Annotated in this window: 12 protein-coding genes; 4 read left to right on the top strand and 8 right to left on the bottom strand. The window is 60.6% G+C overall.

Going from position 1 to position 23,556, the window contains the following annotated elements; genetic code table 11:
* The first annotated feature begins 118 nt into the window (after positions 1-118).
* The gene (locus AB4N48_RS17230; RefSeq protein WP_003184145.1) at positions 119-247 is read left to right on the top strand and encodes a PA1414 family protein; all 129 of its coding nucleotides are present in this window, start codon (positions 119-121) and stop codon (positions 245-247) included.
* A 161-nt stretch (positions 248-408) separates the two neighbouring features.
* Here AB4N48_RS17230 and AB4N48_RS17225 read toward each other — a convergent pair whose 3' ends face one another.
* From AB4N48_RS17225 to speB, 4 genes are all read right to left on the bottom strand, one after another.
* A complete protein-coding gene (locus AB4N48_RS17225; RefSeq protein WP_150636591.1) occupies positions 409-1,788 on the bottom strand; it encodes a sodium:solute symporter family protein in 1,380 nt (459 codons plus the stop codon).
* A gap of 163 nt (positions 1,789-1,951) precedes the next feature.
* The gene (locus tag AB4N48_RS17220) at positions 1,952-3,463 is read right to left on the bottom strand and encodes a purine-cytosine permease family protein (RefSeq protein WP_460094045.1); all 1,512 of its coding nucleotides are present in this window, start codon (positions 3,461-3,463) and stop codon (positions 1,952-1,954) included.
* A gap of 51 nt (positions 3,464-3,514) precedes the next feature.
* Positions 3,515-3,937: a YybH family protein gene (locus tag AB4N48_RS17215; protein WP_460094043.1), complete on the bottom strand. Its 423-nt coding sequence runs from the start codon at positions 3,935-3,937 to the stop codon at positions 3,515-3,517.
* A gap of 10 nt (positions 3,938-3,947) precedes the next feature.
* Positions 3,948-4,898 (bottom strand): agmatinase, encoded by a 951-nt coding sequence (speB, locus tag AB4N48_RS17210; RefSeq protein ID WP_003222717.1) that lies wholly within the window; start codon positions 4,896-4,898, stop codon positions 3,948-3,950.
* A 293-nt stretch (positions 4,899-5,191) separates the two neighbouring features.
* Here speB and AB4N48_RS17205 point away from each other — a divergent pair, with 293 nt between their 5' ends.
* Together AB4N48_RS17205 and AB4N48_RS17200 are read left to right on the top strand one after the other, a co-directional pair.
* A complete protein-coding gene (locus AB4N48_RS17205) occupies positions 5,192-6,085 on the top strand; it encodes a LysR family transcriptional regulator (RefSeq protein ID WP_007956593.1) in 894 nt (297 codons plus the stop codon).
* A gap of 7 nt (positions 6,086-6,092) precedes the next feature.
* Complete coding sequence (locus AB4N48_RS17200) at positions 6,093-6,689, top strand: tRNA-uridine aminocarboxypropyltransferase (protein WP_460094041.1); 597 nt, start codon at positions 6,093-6,095, stop codon at positions 6,687-6,689.
* 118 nt (positions 6,690-6,807) lie between these two features.
* On the opposite strand, the gene AB4N48_RS17195 is transcribed toward AB4N48_RS17200, so the two are convergent.
* From AB4N48_RS17195 to AB4N48_RS17185, 3 genes are all read right to left on the bottom strand, one after another.
* On the bottom strand, positions 6,808-8,169 hold the full coding sequence (locus tag AB4N48_RS17195; protein ID WP_039761043.1) for an HlyD family type I secretion periplasmic adaptor subunit: 1,362 nt from the start codon (positions 8,167-8,169) through the stop codon (positions 6,808-6,810).
* Between the two features lie 10 nt (positions 8,170-8,179).
* Entirely contained in the window at positions 8,180-10,339 is a 2,160-nt protein-coding gene (locus AB4N48_RS17190; RefSeq protein WP_460094039.1) for a type I secretion system permease/ATPase, read from the bottom strand.
* Between the two features lie 169 nt (positions 10,340-10,508).
* Positions 10,509-11,867, bottom strand: a complete 1,359-nt coding sequence (locus AB4N48_RS17185) for a TolC family outer membrane protein (protein WP_016771146.1) — start codon at positions 11,865-11,867, stop codon at positions 10,509-10,511.
* A gap of 532 nt (positions 11,868-12,399) precedes the next feature.
* Here AB4N48_RS17185 and AB4N48_RS17180 point away from each other — a divergent pair.
* The gene (locus tag AB4N48_RS17180) at positions 12,400-20,247 is read left to right on the top strand and encodes a retention module-containing protein (RefSeq protein ID WP_460094037.1); all 7,848 of its coding nucleotides are present in this window, start codon (positions 12,400-12,402) and stop codon (positions 20,245-20,247) included.
* A gap of 167 nt (positions 20,248-20,414) precedes the next feature.
* Here the strand turns inward: AB4N48_RS17180 and AB4N48_RS17175 are convergent, their stop codons facing one another.
* The gene (locus AB4N48_RS17175) at positions 20,415-23,435 is read right to left on the bottom strand and encodes an Ig-like domain-containing protein (protein WP_460094035.1); all 3,021 of its coding nucleotides are present in this window, start codon (positions 23,433-23,435) and stop codon (positions 20,415-20,417) included.
* Positions 23,436-23,556: the final 121 nt, after the last annotated feature.

The following is a 23,556-nucleotide window of genomic DNA, read 5'->3' as shown; positions in this document are numbered from 1 at the left end:
ATTCAGTAACAGATCATTGCGGATTTGGCCGAGCATTGCGTAGGACTTCGGACTATTATCAGTGCGAAGCGGCCTCAGAATTCCGGCCGCTCAGCACCACCCTGAAGGGGGCATGACGATGAAAGAGAAAATCCAGAACTGGCTGCACGATTTGGGAGTTGCCCTCGGTTTGATCGAACCGCCTCTGCAACCGGTACCGATTCGCACGGACGACGAACAGCGTCGGCGCCAGCCACGTCGCCGTTAATACCTCCGATCAGAGATTTCAGGATCGCAGCCGTCGGCAGTTTCTACAAATGGTAGGAGCTGCCGAAGGCTGCGATCTTTTGCTTTTCTCCAGGTGAAAAAAACGGGTGTGGCCACCGACGCCACACCCGCTGAAGAAAACATCAAGTCGTTACAGCCGATTCATACCGCCGTTGCCACGGTCGCCGGGCGACGGGACAACAGGCTGACCACGACAAAACTCACCAGGCCAACGGCCAGGCTGTAGTAGATCGGCGTGTTGGCATCCAGACCATCCTTGAACATGAACAGCAGAGCTGTGGCGAAGCCCAGGCCCATGCTGGCGATCGCGCCGGCAGTGGTTGCGCGTTTCCAGAAGATCGCTCCGATCAACGGAATCAGCATGCCGCCAACCAACAAGTTGTAGGCGAGGGTGAGGGCGCTGATCACGTCATTCACCACCAGCGCGATACCCAGCACCACGACACCGGTCAGCAGCGTGAACAGGCGGTTCACGCGCAGGCTCGACTGCTTGCCGCCACGCAGCTTCGGCAGCAGGTCTTCGGTCAGCGTGGTGGCAGCGGCGAGCAGGCCGGCGCTGGCGGTGGACATCATCGCTGCCAGTGCAGCCGCGATCACCAGACCACGGATGCCATCGGGCAGCGACAGTTTGACGATGGCCGCGAAGGCATTGTTGACGTTGTCCAGATCCGGAATCAGCACGTGCGCGGCCATGCCGATCAGCGCGCACGCCAGGCCGTAAACGATGCAGTAGATGCCAGCGATGCTGCCGGCGTATTGCGCGACCTTGGCGGTCTTGACGGTGAACACCCGTTGCCAGATGTCCTGGCCGATGAGGATGCCGAAAAAGTAGATCATGAAGTAGGTGATGATCGTGTCCCAGCCGATCGTGGTGAAGTTGAACGCAGTGGCCGGCAGTTTCAGTACCAGCTCATCCCAGCCGCCGACACGGTACAGGCAGATCGGCAAGAGGATGAACATCAGGCCGACGGTCTTGATGATGAACTGGACGATGTCGGTCAGGGTCAGCGACCACATGCCGCCGATCGCCGAATAGATCACCACCACGCCACCGCCGAGCAATACCGAAATCCAGAACGGCAGGCCGAACAGCACTTGCAGCACGGTGCCGATGGCGAGGATCGAGGTCACGCCGATCATCAGCGCATAAGCCAGCATGATTGCCGCGCTCGCCGAGCGGGCCATCGGGTTGTAGCGTTTTTCCAGGACCTGGGTAACGGTGTAGATCTTCAGTTTCAGCAGCGGCTTGGCGAGGAACAGGTTCAGCGCAACGATGCCGCAACCCAGTGCCGCACATAGCCAGAAACCGGAAATGCCATGCACGTAGCCCAGGCGCACGGTGCCGACGGTCGACGCACCGCCAAGCACGGTAGCGGCCATGGTGCCCATGTACAGGCTCGGGCCGAGGTTGCGACCGGCGACGAGAAAGTCCTCGTTGGTCTTGGCCTTGCGCATGCCGAAATAGCCGAGCAAGAGCATGCCGGCGGCGTAGATGAGGACGACGAATAAATCCAAAGCCATGATGGCGTGTCTCCGATTGTCTTTTTTATGGTGAAGCAAATGGGGTCTGCAAGGCTTCCTGTGGGAGCGAGCCTGCTCGCGAATTCGCACGCACATTCAATAAAGATGTGACTGACAGATCGCTTTCGCGAGCAGGCTCGCTCCCACAGGGTTTTGCGTTTATTCAGGCGGCCTGGCGCATGGCGGGTTTAGCCGGGGCATCGTTGCTTTGGCTGCGCACATCCGTCGGCCCAAACACCTCCCGAGGTTCGGGGAACAGGCGCAGCAGCGTCAGATACACCACCGACGCCAGGCCCAATGTCACCGGCAAACTGATGTCGATGCCGCCGGCCAGTTCGCCCAGCGGGCCGACGAACTGCCCCGGCAGGTTGACGAAGCACAGGCCGACCAGCGCACTCGGAATCCACGCCCCCAGACCGCGCCAGTTCCAGCCGTGGTTGAACCAGTAGCGTCCGCCCTGTTCGCCGCGAGTGAACACTTGCAGGTCATCCGGGCAGTAGAAGCCGCGCCGCACCAGCAGACCGATGATCATGATCACCATCCACGGGGTGGTGCAGGTGATGATCAGCACGGCGAAGGTCGACACGCTCTGCACCAGGTTCGCCGCAAAACGGCCGATAAAGATGAAGGCGATCGACAGCACGCCGATCAGCAAGGTCGCCTTGACCCGGGAAAGCACGCGCGGGAACACGCTGGACATGTCCAGCCCGGTGCCATACAGCGACGTGGTGCCGGTGGACATGCCACCGATCACCGCAATCAGGCACACCGGCAGGAAGAACCAGCTCGGCGACACGGCCAGCAAGCCGCCGACATAGTTGTTCGCGGCGATGTAGTCCGGCGCTTTGATCGCGACGATGGTGGCGGTGGCGAGGCCGAACAGGAATGGGATCAACGTCGCCAGTTGTGCGGCGATCACCGCCAGCATGATCCGGCCCTTCGGCGTCTCACGCGGGATGTAGCGCGACCAGTCGCCGAGGAACGCCCCGAAGGAAATCGGGTTGCTCATGGCCACCAGCGCCGCGCCGATGAATGCCGCCCAGAACCCGGCCTGACCCAGCGCCACGCTGCCGGCGTACTGGCTGTCGAAAGCGGGGGCGAAGGCGAAGATGCCGAGCAGGAACAACAGGCTCGCGGCCCACACGGCGATGCGGTTGACCCACAGCATGATGCGGAAACCGTAGATGCACACGGTCAGCACCAGCAGCGCGAACAGACCGTAGGCCAGGCCCAGGGTCAGGTCGGTTTCCGGCAAATCGACGAGGCGTTTGGCGCCGCCGACCAGCGCATCACCCGAGCTCCACACTGACAGCGAGAAGAACGCGATCGCCGTCAGCAACGACAGGAACGACCCGACAATCCGCCCGTGCACGCCGAAGTGCGCACCGGAAGACACGGCGTTGTTGGTACCGTTGAGCGGGCCGAACAGGCCCATCGGCGCGAGGATCAGCGCACCGACCACCACACCCAGGACAATCGCCCAGACACCGGCCTGAAACGACAGGCCGAAGAGCACCGGGAAACTGCCGAGCACAGCGGTGGCAAACGTATTGGCGCCGCCGAAGATCAAGCGAAACAGGTCGCTGGGCCGGGCGTCGCGCTCATGATCCGGGATCTGTTCGACCCCGTTTGTTTCGATGCTGCTAAGGCTTTTTTCGTTGTTGTTGTTATTCATGATCTGCTCCGATCATCAGGCGCGCTCATCGTGCGTGAGCGTCACCATTGGCTAAGGGGGTGGCAGCCCTTCCGGCATTGCGGACAAATGTTCGTGACAGGCCAGCCATAGGCCTTGTTGTTCTAGGCTCGACGCTTGTCTTCTGAAAACAATCGTCTCGCGCTCCTGGCTGAAATGTTGCTCCCCTTGCATGCGCAGCTCGGTGGCCACGTCATGGATGAAAACCGCCACGTCACCCTGCAGGCTGACAAAGGCGTTGCTCGAGGTGCACGACAGCACCTCGAGACCCTCCTCGGCGCGCCAGCGGTCCCACAACGCCTGATAGGCATCGCGCGACAGCAACGGCTGGTCGAGGGTGTAGAAAACGAAGCTGGCATCGGTGCTGAATGCGCCGAAGTAAGCTTCGCGATCGTTACGCGCAAACGCGGCGACCAACTTGGCGGCCGCGTGCAGAACCTGATCACGTGCGTGCATGACCCGACCCTCAGCGATGAACCACGCCAGGCAGTACGCAGAGCATTTCGTACAGCAGGTTGGCGGCCAGCAGCGAGGTGTTGCCGGTGGTGTCGTAAGCGGGCGAGACTTCTACCAGATCGCAGCCGATCAGGTCGAGGCCCTGACAGCCACGGACGATTTCAATCGCTTGAATGGTGGTCAGGCCGCCGATTTCCGGGGTGCCGGTGCCGGGCGCCCAGGCCGGGTCGATGCCGTCGATGTCGAAACTCAGATACACCGGACCGCCACCGACCTTCTCGCGCACTTCGGCCATCAACGGCGCCAGCGACTTGTGCCAGCACTCTTCGGCTTGAACGACGCGGAAGCCCTGATCGCGGCTCCAGTTGAAGTCGTCGGCGGTGTAACCCTGGGCACGCAAACCTATCTGCACCACGCGATCGCAATCGAGCAGACCTTCTTCGACGGCACGACGGAACGTGGTGCCGTGGGCGATCTTCTCGCCGAACATGTGATCGTTGACGTCAGCGTGGGCATCGATGTGCACCAGGCCAACCTTGCCGTGCTTTTTATGAATCGCGCGCAGGATCGGCAGGGTGATGGTGTGGTCGCCACCCAGCGTCATCGGGATGACGTTGTGCTCGAGGATGTTGTCGTAGGCTTCTTCGATGATGCGCACGGCGTCGAGCAGGTTGAAGGTGTTGATCGCCACGTCACCGATGTCGGCCACCGACAGCGAGTCGAACGGCGCGGCGCCGGTGGCCATGTTGTACGGGCGGATCATCACCGATTCGGTGCGGATGTCGCGTGGCCCGAAGCGGGTGCCGGGGCGCAGCGAAGTGCCGATGTCCAGCGGCACGCCAACGAAGGCAGCGTCAAGGCCGGCAGCGGTCGGTACATGGGGAAGTCGGAGCATGGTGGCGATGCCGCCGAAGCGCGGCATTTCATTGCCGCCCAGTGGTTGGTGAAGAATCTTGTCCACGGGTAGGGCCTCATCGTCTTTGTTTTATTTATGCCGGCGCGCCGTTGAGCACAGGTTCGGACGCCGCTGTGGGGCCGATCATGCGAAATGTAGTGACGGGGAAGAATCGCTACGGGCAAAAACTTAGTTCAGATTTTTCTAAACTAATGGGAGAGGTGGGATTAGACTTTGGTGGGTTCGAATGAAGTGTAGGGCTGAAGATTGTTGCCCTCACCCCATCCCTCTCCCTCGGGGAGAGGGCTGGGGTGAGGGGCTTTTCCCACATACACACAGTTGCAAAGCCCGGAGTAGACATGGCCAACGCTTTACCCGACCTGAAACTCCTGCGCATCTTCGTCAGCGTCGTGCGCCATCAGGGTTTTGCCAATGCGCAGCAGGAACTCAACCTGTCGACCTCGGCGATCAGCACTTACATGAGCCAGCTCGAAGCCGCGCTCGGTCTGGTGCTGTGCCATCGCGGGCGCGGTGGCTTCAGCCTGACCAGCAAGGGCGAGCTGTTCCATCAGGAAACCCTGCGCCTGCTCGCCGAGCTTGAAGGCTTCGAGCAATACGCCGCCGCGCTGAAGGGCGAACTGCGCGGCACGCTCAACCTTGGCGTGATCGATTCCACGGTCAGCGACAAGGCCCTGCCGTTTGCCGAAGCCATCGGCGCCTACAGTCAGGAACACCCGGCGGTGCATCTGCACCTGTCGGTGATGAGCCCTTACGAATTGCAGCTCGGCGTGCAGGACAATCGCCTCGATCTGGCCATCGGTGCGTTTTCCACGCGCATGAGCGGTCTGGTCTACATGCCGCTGTACCGCGAGCAGCACTGGCTGTATTGCAGCAGTCGTCACCCGTTGTTCAACGAGCGGCGCATCCCCGAGCAGGTCATCACCCAGCAACGGATGGTCGGGCGCGGTTACTGGAGTCAGGCGGAACTTGCCCGCCACGGTTTCAAACACAGCGCCGCGACCGTGGAAAGTATGGAAGCGCAGCTGATTCTGGTGCTCTCCGGCGCCTACATCGGTTATCTGCCGGAGCACTACGCGCAGGCCTGGGCCGACAAGGGCGACCTGCGCGTTCTGCTGCCAGCGACCTTCGGTTATCAGGCGCCGTTTTCGATGATCATGCGCAGGGGCCGCAGCCGCGAGCCGCTGATCCAGACCTTCCGCGATTTGCTCAAAGCGCAGCTCAATCAGGCTTGAGAAAAAAATGTCCCGACCCCAATGCCCGCGCTGCCTGCGCCCCCAGACCCATTGCCTGTGCCCATTGATTCCGCACCTCGATAGCCGCACCCGAGTATTGCTGCTGCAGCATCCGAGCGAGGTCAGTCACGCGCTCAATACCGCGCGGCTGGCGGTGCTGGGACTGAGCAATGCCGAGCTGATTGTCGGCGAGGTATTCGAAGATTTGCCGAAACTGTTGAACCGGCCGGGTTATCAGGCGCGCTTGCTGTTCCCGGCTGACGATGCGCAGTCGTTGCAGGTTTACGCGCCAAATGATCAGCCAATGTTGCTGGTCGTCCCGGATGGAACATGGCGCAAGGCGCGCAAGATGTTGCACCTCAATCCGCTGCTGGCAGCACTGCCACGGGTGACCCTGACCGAGGGCGGCGTGTCGCGCTATCGCTTGCGCAAGGCGCCGGGGCCGGGAGCGTTATCGACGATCGAGGCGATCGTCCAGGCGCTGGAAACCCTCGAAGCACCGACGACGTTTGCGCCGTTACTGAAACCGTTTGAAGCGCTGATCGAAGGGCAGATTGCGGCGATGGGGGAGGAGACCTTTCAGCGTAACCATGGCGACAAATGATCATTGTCTGTGCGGGCCTCTTCGCGAGCAGGCTCGCTCCCACAGGGGAATGCATACCAATTGTGGGAGCGAGCCTGCTCGCGAAAGCGCCAGATCAATCACCGCAATTCAAAGATCACTAGCGCTCACGCATCGCCTCGGTCCGCGCTTTCAGCACCGGTTTGAGCAGGTAATCCAAAACGCTTTTCTCGCCGGTAATGATGTCCACCGTCGCCACCATCCCCGGGATGATCAGCAGCGGTTTGACATCGCCGCCCAGGTGATTCTTGTCGGTGCGCACCTGAATCAGATAGAAGCTGTTGCCCTTATCATCGGTGATCGTATCGGCGCCGATCAACTCCAGTTTGGCGCTCAGCCCGCCGTAAATCGTGTAGTCGTAGGCGCTGAACTTGACCATGGCTTTCTGGCCCGGATGCAGGAACGCGACGTCTTGCGGGCGGACCTTGGCTTCGATCAGCAGGTTGTCTTCCAGCGGCACGATTTCGACCATGTCGCTGCCCGGCTGGACCACGCCGCCGATGGTGTTGACCTTCATCTGCTTGATCACGCCACGCACCGGCGACGTCACCGTAGTGCGGCTGACGCGATCGTCGATGGCGATGCTCGACGCGGTGATTTTCGACAGGTCGGTGCGTTTCTCATTCAGCTCTTTGGCGGCCTCGGAACGGAAGGTCTGCTCGGATTCGTCGATCTTGCTGCGGATCTCGGCGATCGCCGATTCGGCCCGGGGAATCGCCAGCGTGGTGGCGTTCAGCGAACCACGGATCTCCACAGCGCTGCGCCTGAGCCGGAGGATTTCCACTGGTGACACGGCGCCGGTTTTTACCAGCGGTTCGGACATGTTCATCTCTTGTTGCAGCAGCGCCAGGCTCGAGCTGAACTGGCCTTGCTTGGAACGAAACTCGGCCAGTTCCTGGGTTTTCTGCCGCAATTGTTCGCTGAGGGTGCGCTGTTCGCTGGCCAAGCGGCGTTGGCGTTGCTCGTACAGCGAGCGCTCGTCCTCGGCGACTTGCGGCGCCTTGGCGATGACTTCAGCGGAGAGTTTGAAGGGGCGTCCCTCGGCCTCGGCTGACAGCCGTTCAACCTGTGCGGTCAGCGCGTAACGGTCGGCCTCGCTCTCGCCCTTGTTCGAGCGAAAGCGCGTGTCATCCAGACGCAGCAGGGTGTCGCCCTTGCCGACCATCTGGCCTTCGCGAACGAAAATCTCGGTGACGATACCGCCCTCAAGGTTCTGGATCACCTGGACCTTGCTCGACGGAATCGCTTTGCCTTCGCCCATGGTCACTTCTTCGAGCACGGCAAATTTGGCCCAGACCAAGGCGGCGATCAGCAGCGCTGCCGCCAGCCACACGGTGATCCGCGATTTGCGCGGCGAATCCTGCAACGCCGCGCCGGCGGTTTCCGGCATGAACTCGGCTTCGGCGCTTTTGCCGAAGCTGTCGAAGTAGCCGCGCTTGTTGCTATCGGAAGAAGCAGGCATGGCGTAACTCCTAGACCGCCGCCGAGCCGACACGGCCCTTGCGCAGCGCTTCGATGACTGCTTCTTTCGGGCCGTCAGCGACGACCCGGCCGTTGTCCAGCACCAGCAACCGGTCCACCAGGCTCAGCATTGAGGTGCGGTGGGTGACCAGCAGCAGGGTTTTGCCTTGCACCCAGCCATGCAGTTTCTGCCGCAGCGCATCTTCGCTGCTGTTGTCCATGGCGCTGGTGGGTTCGTCGAGCAGCATGATCGGTGGATCGAGCAGTAACGCGCGCGCCAGCAACACCGCCTGGCGCTGGCCGCCGGAAAGCAATTGCCCGCGTTCGCCCACCGGTCGGTCGAAACCTTGCGGGTGTTGCCGGGCCAGTTCAGTGACGCCGGTGAGTTCGGCGACTTCGAGCATGCGTGAGTCGCTGATGTAACGCGCGCCCAGGGTCAGGTTGTCGCGCAGGCTGCCAGCCAGCAGCGGCAGGTCGTGGGCGACATAACCTATCTGCTGGCGCAGGTCAGCCACGTCCAGTTGGCGCAGGTCGAGGCCGTCGAGCAGCAGTTGGCCTTCCTCCGCTTCATAAAAGCCCATGACCAGCCGCGCCAACGTGCTTTTGCCCGAACCGCTGCGGCCGATGATGCCGACCCGCTCGCCGGCTTTCAGGCTGAAGCTGACTTCGCTCAGCGCCGGCGCATTCTGGCCGTTGTACTGGAATGTCACGCCGCTGACGTCGAGGGCACCTTGCAGCTGCGTACGTTCCAGTGGTCGTTGTTTGCCGTCGCGCTCCTGCGGCAGGGCCATCAGCGCGTCGGTGCTTTTCATCGTCAGTTGCGCTTGCTGGTAGCGGGTGATCAGCCCGGCGATCTGGCCGAGCGGGGCGAGCACGCGGCTGCCGAGCATGTAAGTGGCAACCAGCGCGCCGACGCTGAGGTTGCCGGCAATGATGCTGTAGACCCCGGCAACAATCGTCGCCATCCCGGAAAACTGCTGGATGAACAGCGTGCCGTTGGTGGCCAGCGCCGACAGGTTGCGCGCATGACTGTCGAGGCGGGTGAGGGCGCCGTGGGTGCTTTCCCATTTGTGCTGACGCTCGCTTTCGGCGCCGCAGGCCTTGAGGGTTTCCAGGCCTCCGAGGGTTTCGATCAGCACCGCCTGACGCTCCGCGCCGAGGCTCAGGCTTTTTTGCACGGTGTCACGCAGGCGCACCTGAATCACCATGGCGAAAATGATCGTGATCGGAAACGCCAACAGTGGAATCACCACCAGCCAGCCGCCGAGCAGGCCGATCACCACCAGCATCAACACCACAAAGGGCAAGTCGATCAGGCTGGTCAGGGTCACGGCAGTGAGAAATTCACGCAGGCCCTGGAAATCGTGAATGCTCTGGGCAAAGCCGCCGATGGTCGCCGGCCGCGCTTTCATCGACATCCCGGTGATGCGCTCGAACAACGTCGCCGAGAGGATCACGTCGGTTTTCTTGCCGGCGGTGTCGAGCAGGTGCGCACGGACCACGCGCAGCACCAGTTCAAAACCGGTGCCGATCAACAGGCCGATCGACAGCACCCACAGCGTCGAGGTCGCCTGATTCGGCACGACGCGATCATAGGTCTGCATGACGAACAGCGGCACCATCAGGCCGAGCAAATTGATCAGGAAACTGGCGAGGATCGCATCGCTGTACAGCCATTTCGACAGTTTGAGAGTGTCGCGAAACCACGCATTTACCCGTGGCACCAGCGGCGCGCGCAGGTCTTCGAGTTCGTGACGCGGACGGGCGAACAAGGCCTGGCCGCTGTAGTGTTCGCCAAGCTCTTCGCGGCTCACCCATTGCTCGCCGCCGTCGGCTTCGCTGGGCAGCAGCAGGGCTTTGCCATCCTCGCCAAAGCGCCGCAGCACGGCAGTGCGGCCGTCGTTGAGCAGCAGCAGGATCGGCAGGTTCAGCGGCGAAATGTCTTTCAATTCACGGCGCAACAACCGCGCCTGCAATCCGGCCCGCGCTGCTGCACGGGGCAGCAGATCGAGGCTCAGGCGTTGTTTGTTCAGGGGCAGCCCGGCGCTCAGGCTGGCACGACTGACCGTGGCGCCATGCAGTTTGCAGAGGATCAGCAGGCCGTCGAGTAACGGGTCGTCGAAGCTCAGGCGCGGATCGACCCCGGTGGCGCCGGGTTCCATGCTGGTCATAGTGATTGCCTCTGTTGAACGGGCTCGGTTATCGGATCGTTCCCACGCTCTGCGTGGGAATGCCTCTAGGGACGCTCTGCGTCCAGTGACGCGGAGCGTCACGGGCTGCATTCCCACGCAGAGCGTGGGAACGATCAGAGATCGCAGCCGTCGGCGCGTCCCGGAGGGGCTATTTCAACTCGGGCAGGCGCGCCTGGTTTTTCACTTCGGTCGTGGCAATCGCATCAGCCGGCAGCACCACGCGTTGCTTGCTCAGCAACTGGCCCATGTTCGCCAGCACGCGATACATCGAGTATTCCTCGGTGTAGCGGATTTCGGTGTAGCGACGGTTGGCGTTGTACAGCTCGTTTTCGCTGTCGAGCAGGTCGAGCAGGGTGCGTTGGCCGAGGCCGAACTGGTCCTGATAAGCGGCGCGCACGCGTTTGGTGGTTTCGGCGTATTCGCGGGCCGTCGGCGTCTGCTTCTTGGCGTTCTCCATGGCGTTCCAGGCCAGGCGAATGTTCTCGTTGAGCTGACGCAGGGCGTTGTTGCGGATGTCCATCGCCTGGTTGATGTCGTGGGCATTCGCGGCCAGACGTGCCTTATCGCTGCCGCCACGGAACAGGTTGTAGTTCATCACCACACCGACACGCCATTCGTTGTCGTGGCCTTCGTCGCCCTGCACGTTGTTGTTCGCGCCCACTGCCGCTTCCGCGTCGAAGCGCGGGTAGAACGGCGACTTGGCCACTTCGTACTGGCTCTCGGCGGACTGCACGTCAGCCTGGGCCGATTTCAGGTACGGGTTGTTGTCGACCATGCTTTGCTGCGCTTCACGCAGGTCCGGTGGCATCTCACCGCGAGTCGAGGCCGGGGTTTCCAGCTCATCGGGCATGCGTCCGACCACGCTGTAGAAATTCGATTCGGCGTCAGCCAGATCGACTTCGGCGGTGTCGAGGTTGTTCTGCGCCAGTGCACGACGGGCAACCGATTGATCCGAGTCTGCAGTGCTGCCGATGCCGCGCTCGGTGCGCAGGCCGATCTGATCGTTGACGCGCAAGTGCGCCTGCAAATTGTTCTTGGCCAGCGTCACCAGTTCCCGACGCTTGAGCACTTCGAGGTAGACCTCGATGGTGCGCAGGGCCAGATCCTGCGCGGTGCCTTGCGCGTAGTAGGCGCGCGAGTTGGACACGCCCTTGGTGCGCTCGACCTCGTTGGCGGTGTTGAAGCCGTCGAAGATCATCTGCCGCAAGCGCAGCTCCGACTGGGTGTAATTGAGGATTTCGGTGTTGTGGTTACCGAAAGCGCGGGTATTGGTGTTGTCGCTGTAACCGCGACCGTAGGCAGCGTTCAGATCGACCGACGGATAAAACCCGCCCTTGGCCACTTTCACTTGTTCATCCGCTGACAGGCGGGCGTCCACGCGCGACGCCAGTTCCGGGTGAGTGGCGATGGTGCTTTGAATCGCCTCGGTGAGGTTCATCGCCTGGGCTTGGGAAGTGCAAGCCATGGCCAGCAAAACCGCGCTGCAGAGGGGGGTTAAAACGCGCATGGGTGCATCTCCCTGGATCTCAATGTTGTGCTACCGTCGCCAAATATTTGACGTAATTTTAGGGTGTAAGCGTTTCACTCTTGTAACAACAGAGCTAAGAACATCCTAGAGCGTAGCTAAGAAAAAATTTTCATAAGGTTTATTCCAAAAAAAACTTATGCGGTTTTTCAAAAGCAGCACATTGTTCAGCTCGAAAGCCTTTGTTTTATGCGCTTTAGGGAGCTCGAAAAGGCTTGAGGAAAGTTCCATTCACTTTGCGAGACACTGCGAAGTACTGCTGAAGGGGAGGGACGCGTAACGGCGAATGAGCGACAGATTTTTGTCACTCAGGTGATTCACCACCGTTACGTAGCGCTAGTGGGTCGGCGGATTGAACAGGGTTGGCAAGTGCTTGATAGCGCTGACAATTCACCTCAAACCGGGCCTGCGAAACGAACTGTCGAGGGTGCGAGCGTCGCCCCCGGCAACCCGATTGAGCCATGGGCTGCTTCGCGAACCTGTGCCGACGGTGGTCGGCAGCGGAGGATTTCACATGGCAGCGCTCATCGGTACGGTCACAAAAGTCATTGGTCAGGTGTTCGCTCAGGCGAGCGACGGCATCAAGCGTCCGTTGTTCGAAGGCGATCGTTTGTACGCTGGCGATCAACTGATCACCGGCGCGGAAGGCGCGGTGGCAGTGAAACTGCAAAACGGCGAGGAATTGACCCTCGGCCGGGGCAGCAGCATCACCATGACCGGGCAATTGCTGGCCGACCAGGCTGTGCCGGTGAACGTCGACGAAGCGCAGACCCCAAGCCAGGCGCAACTGACCGATGTCGAGCAGATCCAGCAAGCCATCGCCGCCGGTGAAGACCCAAGCAAAACCGCCGAAGCCACCGCGGCCGGCCCCAACGCACCCACCGGCAATACCGGTGAACTGGGCGGCGGGCACAGTTTCGTTCTACTGACCGAAGTCGGTGGCCGGGTCGATCCGATCATCGGTTTCCCCACTGCCGGCTTCAATGGCATTCCCGAATTTCCCGAGTATCGTCGCGACGCGGACATCGATAATGGCGACGACACGCCAGCGCCGGTCGTGGTGCCACCGCCACCGGTGAACAATCCGGTCATCCTCAACGGCCTCGACGCGGCGGGCGGCGAGCTGAACCTCAATGAAGCCAATCTGCCTGACGGTACAGCGGCCAATCCAGGCGCGCTGACGCAAAGTGGCAGCTTCACGGTCTCGGCAGCGGATGGTTTGAACAGCCTGAGCATCGGCGGCATCAACGTGATTGTTGGCGGCGTGCCGATCGGCTTTCCCCAGTCGATCACCACGCAACTGGGCAACACCCTGACCATCACCGGTTACAACGCGGCGACCGGCACGGTCAGCTACAGCTACACCCTCAACGGCAACGAAACCCACGCGGCCGGCGACGGCGTGAACAATCTCAGCGAACAGTTCACCGTGATCGCCACCGACAGCAATGGCGACAGCGCCACTGGCACGCTGGACGTGAATATCACCGACGACGTGCCCAAAGCGTTTGACGACGCCAACGGCATTGCCTCGGAAACCTTGCTGACCCTGACCGGCAACGTCCTCACCAACGATATCCAAGGCGCTGACCGCGTACCCACCGGACCGGTCACGCCGGGTACTTTCACCGGTACTTACGGCACCTTGGTTCTGAACGCCGACGGCACCTACACCTATACCCTGAACACCAGCGATGCCGATTTCAAAGCCTTGACCGGCGGCGGTAACGGCACTGAAACCTTCGCCTACACCATCACCGATGCCGACGGCGATAGCAGCAGCGCCAATCTGGTTCTGCAGATCCACAACAACGACGATCCAGTCACCATCGACGGCCTGAACGTCGCCGGTGGCGAGCTGACGATCTACGAAAAAAACCTCAGCGACGGCAGCGCCCCTGACGCTGGCGCACTGACGCAAAACGGCACGTTCACCATCACTGCACTGGACGGCGTCACCACGCTGACCGTCGGCGGCATCGCCGTAGTGACCAACGGCGTCGCCGCAGGCTTCCCGCAATCGATCACCACGCCACTGGGCAGCACGCTGACGATTACTGGTTTCAACGCAGCAACCGGTGTAGTCAGTTACAGCTACACCCTGGCCGACAACGAAGCGCATCCGAACGCCAACGGCGCGAATAATCTGCCTGAGCAGTTCGCAGTCACGGTGGTCGATGACAACGGCACGACGGCCACCGGCACCCTCGACGTGAACATCACCGACGACGTGCCAAAAGCGTTTGACGACGCCAACGGCATTGCCTCGGAAACCTTGCTGACCCTGACCGGAAACGTCCTCACCAACGACATCCAAGGCGCTGACCGCGTACCCACCGGTCCAGTCACGCCCGGTACATTCACCGGTACTTACGGCACCTTGGTTCTGAACGCCGACGGCACCTACACCTACACGCTGAACACCAGCGATGCCGATTTCAAAGCCTTGACCGGTGGCGGCAACGGCACAGAGACCTTCGCCTACACCATCACTGATGCCGACGGCGATTCCAGCACTGCCAATCTGGTTCTGCAGATCCACAACAACGACGATCCAGTCACCATCGACGGCCTGAACGTCGCCGGTGGCGAGCTGACGATCTACGAAAAAAACCTCAGCGACGGCAGCGCCCCTGACGCTGGCGCACTGACGCAAAACGGCACGTTCACCATCACTGCACTGGACGGCGTCACCACGCTGACCGTCGGCGGCATCGCCGTGGTCACCAATGGCGTCGCCGCAGGCTTCCCGCAATCGATCACCACACCACTGGGCAGCACGCTGACCATCACCGGTTTCAACGCTGCAACCGGCGTAGTCAGTTACAGCTACACCCTGGCCGACAACGAAGCGCATCCGAACGCCAACGGCGCGAATAATCTGCCTGAGCAGTTCGCAGTCACGGTGGTCGACGACAACGGCACGACGGCCACCGGCACCCTCGACGTCAACATCGTCGACGACCTGCCGAAAGCCAACGATGACAGCAATGGCACTGCCTCAGAAAGCCAACTGACGCTGACTGGCAATGTCCTCACCAACGACATACAAGGCGCCGATCGCGTACCGACCGGCCCAGTCACGCCGGGTACTTTCACCGGTACTTATGGCACGTTGATGCTGAACGCCGACGGCACCTACACCTACACGCTGAACACCAGCGACGCTGACTTCAAAGCCTTGACCGGCGGCGGTAACGGCACGGAAACCTTCGCCTACACCATCACCGATGCCGACGGCGATACCAGCACTGCCAACCTCGTTCTGCAGATTCACAACAACGATGATCCGGTGCTGCTCAATGGCCTCGACGTCAACGGTGGCGAACTTACCGTCTACGAAAAAAATCTCAGCGACGGCACCAGCCCCAACACCCCAGCGCTGACCCAGAACGGCACTTTCACCGTCAGTGCTCTCGATGGTCTGCAGACCCTCACGGTTGGCGGCATCGCGGTGATCACCAACGGCGTGGCCGCAGGTTTCCCGCAATCAATCGTCACCCCGCTGGGCAGCACCTTGACCATCAGCGGTTATGACCCGGCGACCGGCGTGGTCAGCTACAGCTACACCCTGGCCGACAACGAAGCTCATCCAACCGCTAACGGCGCCAACAGCCTCACCGAGAACTTCGACGTGGTGGCGACTGACACCGATGGCAGTACCGCCAGCGGCCAGATCAACGTCAATATCGTCGATGATTTGCCGACCGCGCATGCGGACGCGGCTTCGGTGGCGGAGGGCGGCACCGTCAGCGGCAATGTGCTGGATAACGATATCGGCGGCGCGGATGGTCCGGCGATTACCGGCGCAGTCGTCGGCGTGCGTGCCGGTGCCGACACCTCGACTTCGGCCATCGGCGGACTCAATTCGCAGATCAACGGCACCTACGGCTACCTCACGCTTGATGCCAACGGTAACGCCGTTTATCACAGCAATCCCAACGCGGTGAACGGTCCGGGTGCGGTGGATGTGTTCACCTACACCGTGCGCGATTCCGATGGTGATGAAAGCACCACGACGATCACCATCGACGTCTATAACAGCTGCCTGAAAGCGGTCAGCGACACTGACGTCACCGTCTACGAAAAAGCCCTCGACCTGAACAGGGATGGCCAGGATCTGGCGGCGGGCAGTGTGGTCGGCAGCGATCCGAACAGCACTGGCGAAACCGCTTCCGGCACCCTGGTCGGCTCGGTCACTGGTGCGGTCGGAGCGATCAGCTATGCACTGGTCGGCAGCGCCACCGGTAATTACGGGCAGATCGTCCTCAATGCCAATGGCACTTACACCTACACCCTGACTTCGCCTGCGACCACCACGCCGCACGCCGACGATGGCGCCAACAGCCTGAGCGAAACATTCACCTATCAGGCCACCGATTCGCTGGGCAATGTCGTCACCAGCACGATCGTTGTGAGCATCGTCGATGACGTGCCGAAGGCGCTGAATGACAGCAATGCCGACAACGCGACCGAAGCCCAGTTGACCCTGACCGGCAACGTCCTCGACAACGACGTGCAGGGCGCCGACCGCGTCGCCAGCGGCCCGGTAACCGCCGGTACTTTCACCGGCACTTACGGCACCCTGGTGCTCAATGCAAACGGCACTTATACCTACACGCTTGACGCCAACGACGCCGACTTCAAAAACCTCCATGGCGGCGGCAACGGCACGGAAAACTTCGCCTACACCATCACCGATGCCGACGGCGACACCAGCACCGCCAACCTGGTGCTGAACATCCACAACAATGACGATCCGGTGTGCCTCGACGGCCTCAACGTGAAGGGCGGCGAAATCACTGTTTACGAGAAAAATCTCAGCGACGGCAGCAACCCCGACACCTCGGCGCTGACCCGGAGCGGCAGCTTCACCGTGACCGCCCTTGATGGCCTGCAAACCCTCACGGTCGGCGGCATTGCGGTGATCAGCAATGGCGTCGCCGCCGGTTTGCCGCAATCGGTGGTCTCGCCATTGGGCAGTACGTTCACCATCACCGGTTACGACCCGGCCACCGGACTGGTCAGCTACAGCTACACCCTGGTCGACAACGAAGCCCATCCGAACGCCAACGGCGCCAACAGCCTCAGTGAGAGCTTCGACGTGGTCGCCACTGATACCGATGGCAGTACCGCCAGCGGTCAGATCAACGTCAACATCGTCGACGATTTGCCGACTGCCAACGCCGATACCGGCTCGGTAGCGGAGGGCGGCACGGTCAATGTCAGTGTGCTCGGCAATGACCTCAGCGGTGCCGACGGCGCCGCCACGGTGGTCGGCGTGCGGGCCGGCAGCAACACCGCGACGTCAGCCAGCGGCGGGCTCAACAGCAACATCAACGGCAACTACGGCTATCTGACCCTCGACGCGGCGGGCAACGCGGTTTACCACAGCAACCCGAACTCGGTGAGCCCGCCGGGCTCGACCGACACGTTCACCTACACCATCCGTGACAGCGATGGCGACGAAAGCACCACAACGCTGACCATCAACGTGGCCGACAGCAAACTGGTCGCCTCGGTGGATCAGGATGTGACGGTCTATGAAAAAGCCCTCGACCTGAACAAGGATGGCCAGGATCTCGCCCCCGGCACAGTCACCGGCAGCGAACCGGGCAATACCGGTGAAACCGCCAGCGGCACGCTGGTCGGTTCGGTCAGTGGCGGCAGCGGCGCGATCACTTACACCCTGGTCGGCAACGCCACCGGTAGCTACGGGCAACTGCTGCTCAACGCTGACGGCACCTACACCTACACGCTGACCTCGGCGCCGAAAACCGCGCCGAACGCCAACGACGGGCCGAACACCCTCAGCGAAACGTTCACCTACAAAGCCACCGATGCACTGGGCAACAGCACCACCAGCACCCTCGTGGTCAACATCGTCGACGACATACCGAAAGCCGTTGCCTCGGATCGCTCGGTAACCGCAGTGGAGATCGATTCGAACATTCTCATCGTCCTCGACATCTCCGGCAGTATGGCTGATGCCTCTGGCGTGCCGGGCCTGTCGCGGCTGGCACTGGCCAAGCAGGCCATTGGTGCCTTGCTCGACAAGTACGATGATCTGGGCGATGTGAAAGTGCAGCTGGTGACGTTCAGCAGCAATGCCGCCGACCGCACCACCGTGTGGGTGGATGTCGCCACCGCCAAGACACTCCTCGCCGGTCTCAACGCTGGCGGCGGCACCAACTACGATGCTGCCGTAGCAGCGATGCAGACCGCGTTCAACACCTCCGGCAAACTCACCGGGGCACAGAACGTCGGCTACTTCTTCTCTGACGGCAAGCCCAACGAGGGCGACATCGGCACGGCTGACGAAGCCGCGCTGAAAAACTTCCTCGACGCCAACAACATCAAGAACTACGCCATTGGTCTGGGCAGTGGCGTGAGCAACGCCAACCTCGATCCGCTGGCCTACGATGGCATCAACCACACCAATACCAATGCGGTGGTGGTCACCGATCTCAATCAGCTCAACTCGGTATTGTCCGGCACCGTGCAGGGCGCGCCGGTCACCGGTTCGCTGCTGGGCGAGGGCGGTTCGTTCGGCGCCGATGGCGGTTTCATCAAGTCGATCGTGGTCGACGGCACCACCTACACCTACGATCCGAAAGCCCTCAGTGGCCAGGGTTCGTTGACCGCGAGCGGCGGCGCCAATCACGGCACCTTCAATACCGCCAACAACAGCGTCAGCATTGCCACCAACAACAGCGGCACGCTGGTGGTCAATCTTGATACCGGCGAATACAGCTACACCTCGCAGAAAACCACCGCAGTGGTGATCACCGAAAACATCGGCTTCACCGTCAGCGACAACGACGGCGATCTGGCCAGCTCCACCCTGACGGTGAAAGTGATCCCCAACGCGCCACCGGTAGCGATGGACGACCACGTCATCACCAACGTGCTGTCAGGCAACATCGTGGTGCCGGGCGAGCTGTTGCTGGCCAATGACACCGATCCGAACGGCGACACCCTCAACGCCACACCCACCAGTTTCAATACCGGTTGGGTGTCGAAAGCGGCGGACTTCACCGGCAGCGGCCTGATCGGCTTCACTGGGCAGACCAATAACGCAGCCAACCAGAATCTGGCCAATGTGCGCAGCGCCTTCAGCGCCAATGCCGCGACCATGACCGCCGTGCTGGTGGTCAGCGGTTATCTGGGCATGGTGAGCAACAGCAATGCCAACGATGAAGACCGCATTACCGTCAATCTGCGTCAGGGCGAAACCCTCAATCTGGATCACAATCTGGGTGCCGGTAAGATCAGCATGGAGTATTCGCTCAATGGCGGTGCCTGGATGGCGCTGGCGGACGGCCAGACCCTCAGCGCCTCGGCGGACGGCGTCTACCAGATTCACATCACCAACATTGGTAATGGTGGCGGCAACCCGAACGCGGCGGAAAACTACCAACTGACCATGACCCTCAACTACGCCGCGGCCCACGACATCACGCCGGACTACCACGGCACTTACGCCGCCAACGACAACCACGGCGGCAGCGACACGGCCAACGTCAGCATCAGCTATCAGGACGGCCACACCCTGACCGGCACTGCTGGCGACGATGTGTTGGTGGCGGGCAGCGGCAACAACGTGATCAATGCCGGCGACGGCAACGACGTACTCACGGCAGGCTCCGGCAATAACGAAATGCACGGCGACGCTGGCAACGACTTGCTCTATAGCGGCGCGGGCAACGATCTGCTCGACGGCGGCACTGGCAGCGACACCGCCAGCTACGCCCACGCCACAGCCGCCGTCACCGTCGACCTCGGCCTGCTGGGTGCGCAGAACACCCTCGGCGCCGGTACTGACACGTTGACCGGCATCGAAAACCTGCTCGGCTCGAACTTCAACGACAGCCTCACCGGCGACGGCAACAACAACGTGATCAACGGTGGCCTCGGCAACGACTTCCTCAATGGCGGCGCTGGCGATGACTTGCTGATCGGTGGCATGGGCAACAATACGCTGACGGGCGGGGCAGGGGCGGACACCTTCCAGTGGCTCAAGGGCAACAGCGGCCACGACCTGATCACCGACTTCACCCCCGGTACCGACAGGCTCGATCTGTCGCAACTGCTGCAAGGCGAAAACGCCAGTACCGCGTCGCTGGACGACTATCTGCACTTCACCGTCAGCGGCAGCGGCGCCTCGGTGATGACCAGCATCGACGTCAGCGCCATGGCCGGCGCCGCGCCGAGCCAGACCATCGACCTGGCCGGCGTCAACCTCGCTAGCCACTACGGCGTGACACCGGGCGCAGGCGGCATGATTGCCAGCGGTCACGACACAGCGACGATCATCAGCGGCATGCTCAATGATCATTCGTTGAAGGTGGATACGGTTTGAGCTGAGGTCTGAAATGACAAAACCCGCCGCCCCGGTTGATTCGGGACGGTGGGTTTTGTCTGTCTGTAGAGACGTGTTGTCTTTAAGTCAGCCTTCGCGAGCAGGCTCGCTCCCACAGGGGAGAGCGGTGAAACTGTGGGAGCGAGCCTGCTCGCGAAGAGGCCGGTTTATCCGTAAATGGGATAGATACACCATGGAGCCCATCGGGCGTTCAGGTCCGAATGGCAATAAATTCCGCCGTTGGCATGTCCATATATCGCTCGCAGGTTGCCAGGACAACCGCTTTCATCACACATCCTGTAGATCCCTCCAGCGGCTATTGGCCAATAAGGATCGGGACCATATACAACTTGCATGGCGTGCAGTGCTCTGCTCATCGGTTCTGCGCCCGGAATGCTGTATCGCCAGTTGAGCGCCTCTTGGTGTGTCATGCCGTAGCCGCCGATAGCCAACTGATAAACATTCGTCACACTGACGTAATAGGAAAATGAGCTGAATCGGTCCTGTACGGTAATGTACGTATTGCCGTTACGTATGCCCGTGACTTTCCCGTTGCCGTCGACATAAGCCACGTTCGGATTACTGCTTCTGTAGGTGATCGGGTGGACGCCTGTAGACGGGACGGCGGCGCGGATTTGGGTATTGTTTGGAAAATCTGCACTGTGAGTGTGGCGCCATGCATAAACTCTCAGTCCTGACAGGGCCATGGCGCTGTTGTTGACTTGCAGCGCTTTGCGCAGCGTAAACGAGCGTAAAGGAGAGAGAAGACCGTCGCCATAGAGTGCTCGAATCTGCACGACTGTCAGTACATCGACAACGAGCCCCTTCAATAGCGTTGAAAATTTCCCGTCCTTGTCTGTGGTCAATGTCTCTATCGACTTGCCATTCACCAGAACTTCAACCTGCTGTTCTACGCTCGCAGTTCCCTCGACCGTGACATTCGGATCAACCGTCAGGTCGCTATGCGGAATCTCCCTGTTCTGCGAGTCCTTAATCAGTGTGATGACCGGCTGCAACTCAACCAGAGATTCGATCTGATAGGTCTGGTGGGGAAATTCCACTGGATTGCCGCGCAACCCCAGGCGCACGGAAAATATCAATGTCGCCGTACTGCCGCTTTTGAGATTTTTCAACACTTCCAGCGTCGGCGTTGACAGTTCCCGTATCAGCCCGGCGCTGGTGACGCTCGCCTCCGCGTTCATGATGACGTGGCGAACAGGGATGTCTTTGCTGTCGATGCCGATCAGCACCAGCGTCATGCTCTGGCCCGGCCGTTGTCCGTGCCAGAGGTTGACCGCCAATTTGTCTGCGCTGGTCAGTTTTTTTACGTCCAGGATTGCGTTATCAATGCCAATGATTCGCGGTCTCGGAAACCTGGGATCCTGATCAGCGATCAGTTTGAAAGAAATCTCAGTTTCCGGAGAAGATCCGATTTTCTTGCCGTCCTGATTCAGGTTGAATTTGAATCGCACGGTTTCACCGTGAAGCGCCACAATGAGGCGCCTGTCGAACGGAAAGCGGGCTTGTTTGGCCGAATCCAGATCTACCAGCGGGAAGCGATCAAATCCCAAGGGCAGTGGTGTGCACACCAGGCGAACCTTCTCGGTCTTGGCATCGAGATATTCCACCAGCATGCTCGGCAGCGCTGCCAAGGGATCAAGCGGATTAGTGAAAGGCGATACCAGTGAGGGCGGCGTGAGGACAAGCTCCTTGGGATCGCCGATCTTCAACTGCGCGATATCGGAAAAGACTTCACTTTCGCCGGGATTGGTGATGGTGGCCTGCACGGCCAGTCTCGCGCTGGCGTAGGGCTTGATGTACTCGTTCTCGGCCTCGAAAACGATGGGCTTCGAAGGATCCGTTACAAGCTGTCCCCAAGTAAACCGTACCAACTTGCCGTTGATGTCTGTGGTCTGCCAATGCAGCTTGACCTCTGCCCCTTGTTTCAAGGGCCAGAAACTGGCGACATTTATAAAGGCTTTGGCAGTGTCGACTGCCAGCTCACCTTCCACCAGTGGGGTGACCTCCGGTGCTCCCAGTGGCAAGGATTTACCCGCAACGGTGACGTCAGCAGGTTTGGAAAGTTTGGACTGACCTGCTCTGGTCAGAATATAAGTTGCCCGTAAACTTCCACCTATCACATTTTGAATACGGAAATTTTCCACGGGAAAGTTCAGTGTCTTGCTGTCTACGGTCACCGTTAAAGAATAGGTATGAGTGACTGGCACGTTGGTTCGGGTGAATCCTTCCAGTGTCAGGGCGATCACATCGTTGATCGCAAAACTGCCCGTCAGGAGAATGTTCGTCGGGCCGCCTGCAAGCCAGTCATGGTGTATTACGTCGTCGGCATCGGACTGCTCGAAAATCGGCGCGGTCAGCAGAGTTATTACGGGCTTGAACGGCAGAATGAGCGGTTCCGAAAAACCACTGGAGTTCTCGACAATGTCATAAACGCTCCAGCGCACCACCAGATTGCTGGTTTGTTGCAATTTGCCGAGCAAGTCAGGCGTCAGCTTGAAAACGATGTCGGCCGAGTCGTCGGTCACGACGAAGTCCAGCCGCAGCGAACCAAATGTCAGCACGACCGTATCGCCGATCTGCTGATTGAAGTAATGCTTGACCGTGACTTCCATGCCCTCTTTGATGACGTTCTGATCGACGATACTTTCCGATGCGATTGGCAGCTTGAGGCCCTGATTGGAAGGCTTGCCGCCGTCAATGTCCGCTTCGCCCGGAGCGGGATGTTTGAACCAGAGTTGTGAGTGTGGCGATTCCCCCGGGTTGCCGCTCAGTCTCGTGACTTTAATCCAGCAATCCAGCCTGACGTCGGTAAACGGCAGGAATTTCTCCTCGAGGGTTTCAGCTGTAATGTCAAAAAGTACGGTTTTAGGGGTCTTTCCATCGGCCTCAAAATCGTCCTCTGTAAGGGCGAAATCAATCACGGACGAAGGGGTGGTGACATCGGGTCTATCGAGGAAGACTTCGATACGGTCACCGAGGGCTTGAGACAGATACGCCGGGAGACTGAAGCCCAATCCGTTAATGTTCTGAGCAATCATGGCGATGTTGATACCGTAGCTCTGGTCAGTTTGCAGCTTGTGCAGAAGTGGTTGCGGCGGATAGAGGGCCAGCACACCGATACCGGAACGCGGCGCAGGAGGGAATATCAGGTATTGTGAGCTGGTCATGAATTTTCGCCTTCCATACGGGGCGCTTACCTGGGCTGTCAGCGCCGATACGGAAGAATTAAGCATGCGACGTTAAAGCGCGCACCTGTCAACTCTGACAGGTGCGGACGGATATCGGATG

Source organism: Pseudomonas sp. S2_C11 (assembly GCF_054668395.1).
Note: the sequence above shows the minus strand (reverse complement) of the source record. Positions and strands in the feature narration are given on the sequence as shown.